General features: G+C 59.6%; 15 protein-coding genes and 1 pseudogene. 5 read left to right on the top strand and 11 right to left on the bottom strand.

All coding sequences use genetic code 11. The features are described from left to right. Positions 1-21: 21 nt before the first annotated feature. The 8 genes from M989_RS23850 to M989_RS23815 all read right to left on the bottom strand — a co-directional run bounded on the left by M989_RS23850 (position 22) and on the right by M989_RS23815 (position 4,400). Entirely contained in the window at positions 22-579 is a 558-nt protein-coding gene (locus M989_RS23850; RefSeq protein WP_001162010.1) for a recombinase family protein, read from the bottom strand. A gap of 129 nt (positions 580-708) precedes the next feature. Next, positions 709-921, bottom strand: a complete 213-nt coding sequence (locus tag M989_RS23845; RefSeq protein ID WP_000993245.1) for a DUF3330 domain-containing protein — start codon at positions 919-921, stop codon at positions 709-711. A 65-nt stretch (positions 922-986) separates the two neighbouring features. Then, positions 987-1,223, bottom strand: a complete 237-nt coding sequence (gene merE / locus M989_RS23840) for a broad-spectrum mercury transporter MerE (RefSeq protein WP_001087807.1) — start codon at positions 1,221-1,223, stop codon at positions 987-989. After that, positions 1,220-1,585, bottom strand: coding sequence for a mercury resistance co-regulator MerD (merD, locus tag M989_RS23835; protein ID WP_001277463.1), 366 nt, complete (start codon positions 1,583-1,585; stop codon positions 1,220-1,222). Before merD ends, merE begins: the two co-directional genes overlap by 4 nt. 17 nt (positions 1,586-1,602) lie before the next feature. Next, a complete protein-coding gene (gene merA / locus M989_RS23830; protein WP_000281123.1) occupies positions 1,603-3,285 on the bottom strand; it encodes a mercury(II) reductase in 1,683 nt (560 codons plus the stop codon). Positions 3,286-3,323: 38 nt separating this feature from the next. Next, positions 3,324-3,731: an organomercurial transporter MerC gene (merC, locus tag M989_RS23825; protein WP_000522993.1), complete on the bottom strand. Its 408-nt coding sequence runs from the start codon at positions 3,729-3,731 to the stop codon at positions 3,324-3,326. A 27-nt stretch (positions 3,732-3,758) separates the two neighbouring features. After that, positions 3,759-4,034 carry a mercury resistance system periplasmic binding protein MerP gene (merP, locus tag M989_RS23820; protein WP_000732276.1) on the bottom strand — a complete coding sequence of 92 codons (276 nt, stop codon included), beginning with the start codon at positions 4,032-4,034 and terminating at the stop codon, positions 3,759-3,761. A 15-nt stretch (positions 4,035-4,049) separates the two neighbouring features. After that, positions 4,050-4,400 (bottom strand): mercuric transport protein MerT, encoded by a 351-nt coding sequence (locus tag M989_RS23815; protein WP_001294660.1) that lies wholly within the window; start codon positions 4,398-4,400, stop codon positions 4,050-4,052. 71 nt (positions 4,401-4,471) lie between these two features. On the opposite strand from M989_RS23815, the gene merR reads away from it, so the two are divergent. Beyond that, the gene (merR, locus tag M989_RS23810; RefSeq protein ID WP_001166628.1) at positions 4,472-4,927 is read left to right on the top strand and encodes a mercury resistance transcriptional regulator MerR; all 456 of its coding nucleotides are present in this window, start codon (positions 4,472-4,474) and stop codon (positions 4,925-4,927) included. Positions 4,928-4,959: 32 nt separating this feature from the next. On the opposite strand, the pseudogene M989_RS23805 reads toward merR, so the two are convergent. Next, a pseudogene (locus tag M989_RS23805) lies at positions 4,960-5,133 on the bottom strand (DUF4158 domain-containing protein); the annotation flags it as partial. Between the two features lie 158 nt (positions 5,134-5,291). Here M989_RS23805 and M989_RS23800 point away from each other — a divergent pair. The 4 genes from M989_RS23800 to M989_RS23785 all read left to right on the top strand — a co-directional run bounded on the left by M989_RS23800 (position 5,292) and on the right by M989_RS23785 (position 6,895). After that, complete coding sequence (locus tag M989_RS23800) at positions 5,292-5,582, top strand: nucleotidyltransferase family protein (RefSeq protein ID WP_064549225.1); 291 nt, start codon at positions 5,292-5,294, stop codon at positions 5,580-5,582. Next, positions 5,579-5,980, top strand: coding sequence for a HepT-like ribonuclease domain-containing protein (locus M989_RS23795; protein WP_001293886.1), 402 nt, complete (start codon positions 5,579-5,581; stop codon positions 5,978-5,980). Before M989_RS23800 ends, M989_RS23795 begins: the two co-directional genes overlap by 4 nt. Further along, on the top strand, positions 5,970-6,326 hold the full coding sequence (locus tag M989_RS23790) for a cupin domain-containing protein (protein WP_000215515.1): 357 nt from the start codon (positions 5,970-5,972) through the stop codon (positions 6,324-6,326). Before M989_RS23795 ends, M989_RS23790 begins: the two co-directional genes overlap by 11 nt. A 254-nt stretch (positions 6,327-6,580) precedes the next feature. Further along, positions 6,581-6,895, top strand: a complete 315-nt coding sequence (locus M989_RS23785) for a hypothetical protein (RefSeq protein WP_000091613.1) — start codon at positions 6,581-6,583, stop codon at positions 6,893-6,895. A gap of 172 nt (positions 6,896-7,067) precedes the next feature. Here M989_RS23785 and M989_RS23780 read toward each other — a convergent pair whose 3' ends face one another. Continuing rightward, positions 7,068-7,601 carry a phospholipase D family nuclease gene (locus M989_RS23780; protein WP_000792636.1) on the bottom strand — a complete coding sequence of 178 codons (534 nt, stop codon included), beginning with the start codon at positions 7,599-7,601 and terminating at the stop codon, positions 7,068-7,070. Beyond that, positions 7,601-7,866: P-loop NTPase family protein (locus tag M989_RS23775; protein ID WP_167351070.1), on the bottom strand; the 266-nt coding region annotated here is incomplete at its 5' end. The genes M989_RS23780 and M989_RS23775, both read right to left, overlap by 1 nt.

The raw sequence follows: 7,866 nt of genomic DNA, 5'->3' as shown, positions 1-7,866 counted from the left end.
GGATTGAGCGGCGTGGCATGGTCAGTCTTCCCGCAGGTACTGGTACAAAGTTTCGCGGCTGATGCCGAAGTCACGGGCCACCAAGGTTTTCTGGTCGCCTGCCGCAACTCGCCGTTTCAACTCGGCAATTTGTTCGCTGTTCAGCGATTTCTTTCGTCCCCGGTAGGCCCCGCGCTGCTTAGCCAGCACGATTCCCTCGCGCTGACGTTCGCGGATCAGAGCGCGCTCGAACTCAGCAAAGGCTCCCATGACCGACAGCATCAGATTGGCCATCGGTGAGTCCTCGCCGGTGAACGTTAGCCCTTCTTTGACGAACTCCATGCGCACGCCCCGTTGTGTCAGCCCTTGGACGATGCGGCGCAGGTCATCAAGGTTGCGTGCCAACCTGTCCATGCTATGCACCACCACGGTGTCGCCCTCGCGGACGAAGGCCAGCAGCCTTTCAAGTTCGGGACGTTGTGTGTCCTTGCCTGAAGCCTTATCGGTGAATACCTTGCCGACTTCTATTTGTTCCAGTTGTCGATCAGGATTCTGGTCGAAGCTGCTGACGCGAACGTAGCCGATACGTTGACCTTGCAAGATGCCTCCAAAGGTAAAAATGTCAGGATGAAATCTATTACCCTTGGCTGAATGTGTCAATAAATATAAATTAATACCCTACTCTGACGTTGTTTGTGCTCAACATCTGACATCAGGTTAGGGTATGCCTCAATCTGACGGCTGCGAACCGCCAGGGACAGGCGCAATGTCAGATTCTGTCGCGGCCTTGGCGCGTGCCTGGAAGCGTTCATAGCAATCCAGCCCGCAGAAATGTTCGACGTATTCCGCGCCTTCCGGGGTGAAGGCGGCATCGAGCGGAATTTCTTTGCAGCATACGCAGCAGGTGGTGCAACTGGCAGTGTTCGGGGCGTTTGCGTTCATGGTGGTACTCCTCCAGATTGGTAGCGAAGCTCAAAGCTGCCCACTCTCGGCTGGCTGGGAAGCGGTCATGATCTTCCCTTGAAGGCCCGCAGCAGCCGCGTCACAGACAGGACAAACAAGCCGGTCAGCGTGAGGGCTGCAATACCCCAGTGCTCCCCGATGAACGCGCCGGCCGTCGTGCCGGCTAGCACAATGGCGAGAATCGGCAAATGGCAGGGACAGGTGAGCACGGCCAGCGCGCCCCACAAGTAGCCGGTGATCGGTTTGTGCGTCTCAGACGGCAAGTGCTCTGGGCTGTTCATGGCAGACTCTCCGCGTGCTGTGCCGGTTCGGTTGGCATGGCGGCCAGTTGCATTTCGAGGCTGGCCAGGGCCTCGCGCCGACGCTCGACGAGTTGCCGCAACACGGCAAGCTGCGCAGACGCACCGTCACCGTCCGCAGCATCCAGCGCCCGGCACAGCCGCGCCAGTGCGTCCAGGCCGATACCCGCTTCGAAGGCAGCCCGTACAAAGCGCAGCCGTTGCAACGCGGTGTCATCGAACAAGCCGTAGCCGCCCGTGGTGCACGCGACCGGCCGTAGCAATCCGCGCAGCAGGTAGTCGCGCACGATATGCACGCTCACCCCGGCATCAAGGGCCAGCCGGGACACTGTGTAGGCGCTCATTGAACACCTCCTTTTCCTCATCCGGCGCAGCACGAAAGCTGCTTCACGTCCTTGCTGAAGGTCTGCGCCGCGAGCTTCAGCCCTTCGACCATGGTCAGGTAGGGGAACAATTGGTCGGCCAGTTCCTGCACGGTCATACGGTTGCGAATGGCGAGCACCGCCGTCTGGATCAGTTCACCCGCTTCCGGGGCCACCGCTTGCACGCCGATGAGCCGTCCGCTACCTTCCTCGATGACCAGCTTGATGAAGCCGCGTGTGTCGAAGTTGGCAAGCGCACGCGGCACGTTGTCCAAGGTCAAGGTGCGACTGTCGGTCTCGATCCCGTCGTGATGTGCTTCCGCCTCGCTGTAGCCCACGGTGGCGACCTGCGGGTCGGTGAACACCACGGCCGGCATTGCGGTCAGGTCCAGGGCCGCATCGCCGCCAGTCATGTTGATCGCAGCACGGGTGCCGGCCGCTGCCGCCACATAGACGAACTGAGGCTGGTCGGTGCAGTCGCCAGCCGCATAAATGTGTGGCGTACTGGTGCGCATGCCCTTGTCGATGACGATGGCCCCCTGCGCATTGGCAGCGACTCCCGCCGCTTCCAATGCCAGGCTGCGCGTGTTCGGTGCCCTGCCAGTGGCGACCAGCAGCTGGTCGGCGCGTATTTCACCGTACCCGGTGGTCAGCACGAATTCGCCGTCCACATGCGCGACCTGGCTGGCTTGCGTGTATTCCAATACCTTGATCCCTTCGGCACGGAACGCGGCTGTAACGGCCTCGCCGATGGCCGGGTCTTCGCGGAAGAACAGCGTGCTGCGTGCCAGGATCGTCACTTTGCTGCCCAGCCGGGCAAAGGCTTGCGCCAGTTCCAGCGCCACCACAGACGAGCCGATCACGGCCAGGCGCTCGGGAATGGTGTCGCTGACCAGGGCCTCGGTGGAAGTCCAGTAGGGTGACTCTTTCAGGCCCGGAATCGGCGGCACGGCCGGGCTGGCACCCGTGGCGACCAGGCAGCGGTCGAACGCCACCACACGCTCGCCGCCATCGTTTAAACGGACGGCAAGGCTCTGGTCGTCCTTGAAACGCGCTTCACCATGCAGCACGGTGATGGCCGGGTTGCTGTCCAGGATGCCTTCGTACTTGGCGTGGCGCAGCTCATCGACGCGCGCCTGCTGCTGGGCCAGTAGTTTGCTGCGATCAATCGCAGGCACAGTCGCCGCGATGCCACTGTCGAATGGGCTTTCACGGCGCAAATGGGCGATATGGGCAGCGCGGATCATGATCTTGGACGGCACGCAGCCGACATTGACGCAAGTACCGCCGATGGTGCCGCGCTCGATCAGCGTGACGTTCGCACCTTGCTCGACGGCCTTCAGCGCCGCCGCCATCGCGGCTCCGCCGCTGCCAATAACGGCGACGTGCAGTCCGTCCCCATCACCACCAGCCTTGTCGCCACCGCCCAGCCATCCCAGCGCCTTGCCAAGCAGTCTGCCCCGCGCTGAAGTGGATGGGGCATCGGCGGGTGTGGCCTTGTAGCCGAGGCCGGCCACAGCGGCGGTCAGCGCCTCTGGCGAGGTGCCGGGATCGGTGGCGAGTTGCGCGGAGCCTTTCGGGTAGGACACGAGCGCCGACAGCACGCCCGGCACTTTCTCCAGGGCGTCCTTGACATGTGTCGCGCACGAGTCGCAGGTCATTCCGGTGATATTCAAATACATTGCATCGTTCCTTTTCGTTTCGGCAACTGCCAATGCAGTTAGCCGTGTTTGGGTGGTAGTTCGCAGCGGCGGTTGGCCGGTGAGAGCAGATCCCAGATCGACACCCCGATCATCAAGGCCAGACCGACATAGAGGAGGTTCGCCGTCCACCAATTGCCAAAAAACAAGAGCATGGCCGCCAGCACGATGGCTGGGCCGACCATCCCGAGCAGGCTGCGGTACCATTGCCGATGACTCAGCCAGCCCAGTGCATTCGCCAGCAAAGCCACGACTGCGAACAGCGGCAGCAGCTTGGAGATAAACAACCCTTCGTATTCCTGTAGAAAGCCAAGGCCGATGGCCGCGCCCAGGCTGGCGATAGCCGGGAAACAGGCAGCGCATCCCATCGCGGAAACAACGCTGCCAAGCGCGCCAGCCTTGTCGGCAATGCGTGTAATCAGTCCCATGATCGCCCCAGGTTCGGGTTCAGTGGCTCACTGCTTGACGCTGGACGGATAGCCCGCGTCTCCGGTTGCCTTGGTCAGCTTCTGCACGCTGGTCTTGGCATCATCGAACGTGACAACCGCTTCGCGTGTCTCGAAGGTCACGTCAATTTTGCTGACGCCTTCGACCTTGGAAATCGCCTTCTTGACGGTGATCGGGCAGGTGGAGCAGGTCATGCCCGGTACGGACAGCGTGACGGTCTGGGTGGCGGCCCACACGGGGGCAACAACGGCAGCGAGGGCGAGGGCGGCAAACAGTTTTTTCATGATGAACTCCTGTGATTAATAGAAAAATGGCATGACGTAGGGAAATCCGAGCGCGACCAGGACCAGCGCGGCCACGATCCAGAAAATGAGCTTGTAAGTAGCTCGCACTTGGGGAATCGCGCAGACCTCACCCGGTTTGCAGGCTTGCGCCGGGCGGTAGATGCGCCGCCAGGCGAAAAACAGCGCGACCAGCGCTGCGCCGATGAAGATCGGGCGATAGGGTTCCAGCACCGTCAGGTTGCCGATCCATGCCCCGCTGAACCCCAAGGCGATCAAAACCAGCGGCCCCAGGCAGCAGGCCGACGCAAGAATGGCGGCCAGCCCACCGGCGAAGAGCGCGCCGCGCCCGTTTTGTGGTTCAGACATACGCTTGTCCTTTCAAATTTGGTTTGGATAGCTTAAGCTTACTTCCGTAGTTATGTACGGAGTCAAGCGATATGCAAATTAATTTTGAGAATCTGACCATTGGCGTTTTTGCCAAGGCGGCCGGGGTCAATGTGGAGACCATCCGGTTCTACCAGCGCAAGGGCCTGCTGCCGGAGCCAGACAAGCCCTATGGCAGCATTCGCCGCTATGGCGAGGCGGATGTAACACGAGTGCGGTTCGTGAAATCGGCCCAGCGGCTGGGCTTTAGCCTGGACGAAATCGCCGAGCTACTGCGGCTGGAGGATGGCACCCATTGCGAGGAAGCCAGCGGCCTGGCCGAGCACAAGCTCAAGGATGTGCGCGAGAAGATGGCCGACTTGGCACGCATGGAGGCCGTGCTGTCTGAACTGGTGTGCGCCTGCCACGCGCGGAAAGGGAACGTTTCCTGCCCGCTGATTGCGTCACTGCAAGACGGAACGAAGCTCGCTGCATCGGCGCGGGGGAGTCACGGGGTGACTACGCCTTAGCGTGCTTTATTTTCCGAATTCTGAGACGACCCCAGGTAGCAGAGCTGCACCGCGAAGCCCAGCCGATTGGCCGGGCCGCGCCGCTGCCGGATGATGGAGAGGTCGCTTTCGCTGAACGTGTAGTGACGGATCAACTCATCCTTGGTGTCCGGCAACGCCAGCAGGCTTTCGCGCTCGGCGGCGGAGAGGATCGAACGGCGGGGCATGCGGTTTCCTTCTTCTTGAAAACGTAGGTTTGTGACAAGCCCGCCAAGGCAACCGGCGCGGCACGGGAATCAAGGCATTGCGATTCTCGAAAATAGTTCTTGAAATTCTATTCTTGATTGCATATCATCTCAACGAGTTTCGATAAGAAAGGATGCGCATGCGACCGTCTGTTGTGCTTGACATGAAGCGAAGCGCAGTGCGTGAAGCGGTAGGCCGCTTTCGCGCCGCGAACCCGCGCGTCTTCGGCTCGGTGCTGCATGGCACCGACCGGGATGGCAGCGACCTCGACCTGTTGGTCGATGCGCTGCCCGGTGCCACGTTGTTGGACTTGGGCGATTTGGAAGAAGAACTGAAATCGCTGCTCGGCGTTGACGTCGATCTGCTGACTCCCGGCGACCTGCCGCCGGAGTTCCGGGCCAAGGTGCTCGCGGAGGCGCAACCGATATGAGCGAGAACCGCCTGCCCGATTACCTCGACCACATTCAGCAGGCCGCAACCGATGCGCGCAGCTTCGTGGAAGGGATGGCCAAGGACGACTTCTTGGCCGACAAGCGCACCCAGCAGGCCGTCATCATGAGCCTGATCGTCATCGGCGAGGCGGCCACAAAGGTGATGGATGGCTACGTCGAGTTCACCCAGGCGCATGCCGACGTGCCGTGGCGCAGCATGCGCAATATGCGTAATCGCATGGCTCACGGCTATTTCGACATCAACCTCGATGTGGTGTGGGAGACGGTACAGGAATGGCTGCCGGCGTTGCTCCAGCAATTGCCCGCCGTGCGTCAGGATGCCGACGATGAAGACCGTAACGACAACTGTGAAAGAGGGATCTCCGATGACTGTTGAATCGAGAATATTTTCTGTAGCCGAGTATGTTCAGCCGTCCGAAGGCGAGCCTATTCGTTCCGTTGTGCTTGAAACCCGAGACTCAATTATCGTGGTTTGGCATGTCCATCCCGGGCAGGAAATTGCGGCTCACATTCATCCTCACGGCCAAGACACGTGGACTGTTTTGTCGGGAATGGCTGATTACTTTCAGGGCAATGGGATTGTTCGTGCCCTCAGGGAAGGTGAGATAGCCGTGGCAAGACCGGGCCAAGTGCACGGGGCGCGAAATACAGGTACCGAGCCATTTGTGTTAGTCTCGGTTGTGGCATCAGCCAATGCCGGTTTCGTATTGGCTGAGCGATAGAGCCCAATCTCTGGAGTTGGTCCAATGAGCGGTCGGGGAGATAGGTAACAGACATGCAGCGGACACGGCTGCTAAACCAGGTCGCAAACCTCCTTGCGTCGCAGCGTGCCGCAAGCGACGCGATCAATCGAATGGGGTCGGCATGAGACTGAACACCATCCAGTTCCCGACCGCGTAGCCGCCTGTCCTGCCGATCAGGTCTTGACCATCGACGCCTGGGATCAGTCCTGAATGTTCTTGGAGACCACTACGTTATGAGCCGCAGCCGCCGCAAAACACCCATCGTCGGGCACACGACCTGCGGCAGCGAGCGCGAGGACAAGAAGCTCTGGCATCAGCGCTGGCGCACCCGTGAGCGCACGGCGCTGACCAGCGCGTCGCCCGAAGCCCTGAGCGCCCATCTGCCCCTGCTGGAAAACCAGGCCAGCAGCGTCTGGTCGATGGGCAAGGATGGCCGCTCCTACTGGCCCGTCAAGCGCCAGGCCGCCACGGCGGATCGCATCGCCAATCACAAGGGACGCAACCCGCAAGAACGCGCCTCCCTGAAAAAGCGCCTGCTTACACTGTGATTCCTTCAAAATATCTCAACGAAATTTCCCGACACCTGTTTAAGCTATCTTGCTGATATTTCTGTTTTTCGATTTTTGCCGGCGCGATGCCGGCGACGTTGGCCAGCTGCCCCGGGCGCGATACTGAGATCAGTTTCTTTGAACAAAAAAACCGCCTTTTGGCGGTCAGTATTCAGTAGCTGGAACGGTAGTCTCTCCCCCGATTCCAGCGGTCTTGCCAGTGTTCGAGGAATGATTCAGCGAGCTTAGGCATGTTCCAGATCACCACCGCATTCTCCGAGTTTTTCGTTTCGGCCGCTTTGGTGAAATTAAAGCTGCCAGTTTCAACGGTCACATTATCCACGATGATCACCTTGTCATGCTGGATAGGGAAATCACTGTCAGTACGCAAAGGGATGCCGCTGTTCGCTATGTAGTTCATGGCCGCAATGCTGGCGCGCCCCGTATTGCCCCTTTCATCAATTACGATTTTCACATCAACTCCCCGTTTTTTGGCTGCTACCAGTGCTTTCATAATATCCGGGGCGGTAAAAGAATAAGCCATCATCCGTATCGAGGTTTTTGCGGAGTCAATGGCGCTCAGGACGAGAACGCGGGCGCTTCCTTCAGGCGAGTAGCCAACCTGAACGGATGGTTCCACCGCAAAGGCGGGCAGGGCGGCTGTCGTAAATGCTGCGGCCAGAAGCCAGGTTGCTAAGTTTTTCATTACAGGCTCCCGTTCACACACTGCATTTTATATTCAGGGTCAAAATAAATTTCTTTGATTTTCCGCTTTTCCATATGCACCACAACGTCAATGGTGGAGTAGAGCATTCGCATAATATCGCTCATATCGAGCATACGGCCGATAGGGGTCGCCTTGATAAGCAGCCCAATACGGTTAAAGGCATCGCGCGCAGAGTTAGCGTGCGTTGACATAACACCGCCTGGATGGCCGGTATTAAGTGCTTTAAGATAATCCCACGCAGCAT

Origin of the sequence: Kluyvera georgiana ATCC 51603 (genome assembly GCF_001654985.1) — a bacterium.
Classification (GTDB): Bacteria; Pseudomonadota; Gammaproteobacteria; order Enterobacterales; family Enterobacteriaceae; genus Kluyvera; species Kluyvera georgiana.
The sequence above is the reverse complement of the archived record's forward strand: the minus strand, read 5'-3'. Positions and strand labels throughout refer to the sequence as shown.

Coding starts and splice junctions, on each gene's coding strand:
- M989_RS23845 (WP_000993245.1), bottom strand. CDS start 921: ATGAACGCAAACGCCCCGAACACTGCCAGTTGCACCACCTGCTGCGTA.
- merR (WP_001166628.1), top strand. CDS start 4,472: ATGCAAATTAATTTTGAGAATCTGACCATTGGCGTTTTTGCCAAGGCG.
- merC (WP_000522993.1), bottom strand. CDS start 3,731: ATGGGACTGATTACACGCATTGCCGACAAGGCTGGCGCGCTTGGCAGC.
- merP (WP_000732276.1), bottom strand. CDS start 4,034: ATGAAAAAACTGTTTGCCGCCCTCGCCCTCGCTGCCGTTGTTGCCCCC.
- merA (WP_000281123.1), bottom strand. CDS start 3,285: ATGTATTTGAATATCACCGGAATGACCTGCGACTCGTGCGCGACACAT.
- merD (WP_001277463.1), bottom strand. CDS start 1,585: ATGAGCGCCTACACAGTGTCCCGGCTGGCCCTTGATGCCGGGGTGAGC.
- M989_RS23800 (WP_064549225.1), top strand. CDS start 5,292: ATGCGACCGTCTGTTGTGCTTGACATGAAGCGAAGCGCAGTGCGTGAA.
- M989_RS23780 (WP_000792636.1), bottom strand. CDS start 7,601: ATGAAAAACTTAGCAACCTGGCTTCTGGCCGCAGCATTTACGACAGCC.
- M989_RS23795 (WP_001293886.1), top strand. CDS start 5,579: ATGAGCGAGAACCGCCTGCCCGATTACCTCGACCACATTCAGCAGGCC.
- M989_RS23785 (WP_000091613.1), top strand. CDS start 6,581: ATGAGCCGCAGCCGCCGCAAAACACCCATCGTCGGGCACACGACCTGC.
- M989_RS23790 (WP_000215515.1), top strand. CDS start 5,970: ATGACTGTTGAATCGAGAATATTTTCTGTAGCCGAGTATGTTCAGCCG.
- M989_RS23815 (WP_001294660.1), bottom strand. CDS start 4,400: ATGTCTGAACCACAAAACGGGCGCGGCGCGCTCTTCGCCGGTGGGCTG.
- merE (WP_001087807.1), bottom strand. CDS start 1,223: ATGAACAGCCCAGAGCACTTGCCGTCTGAGACGCACAAACCGATCACC.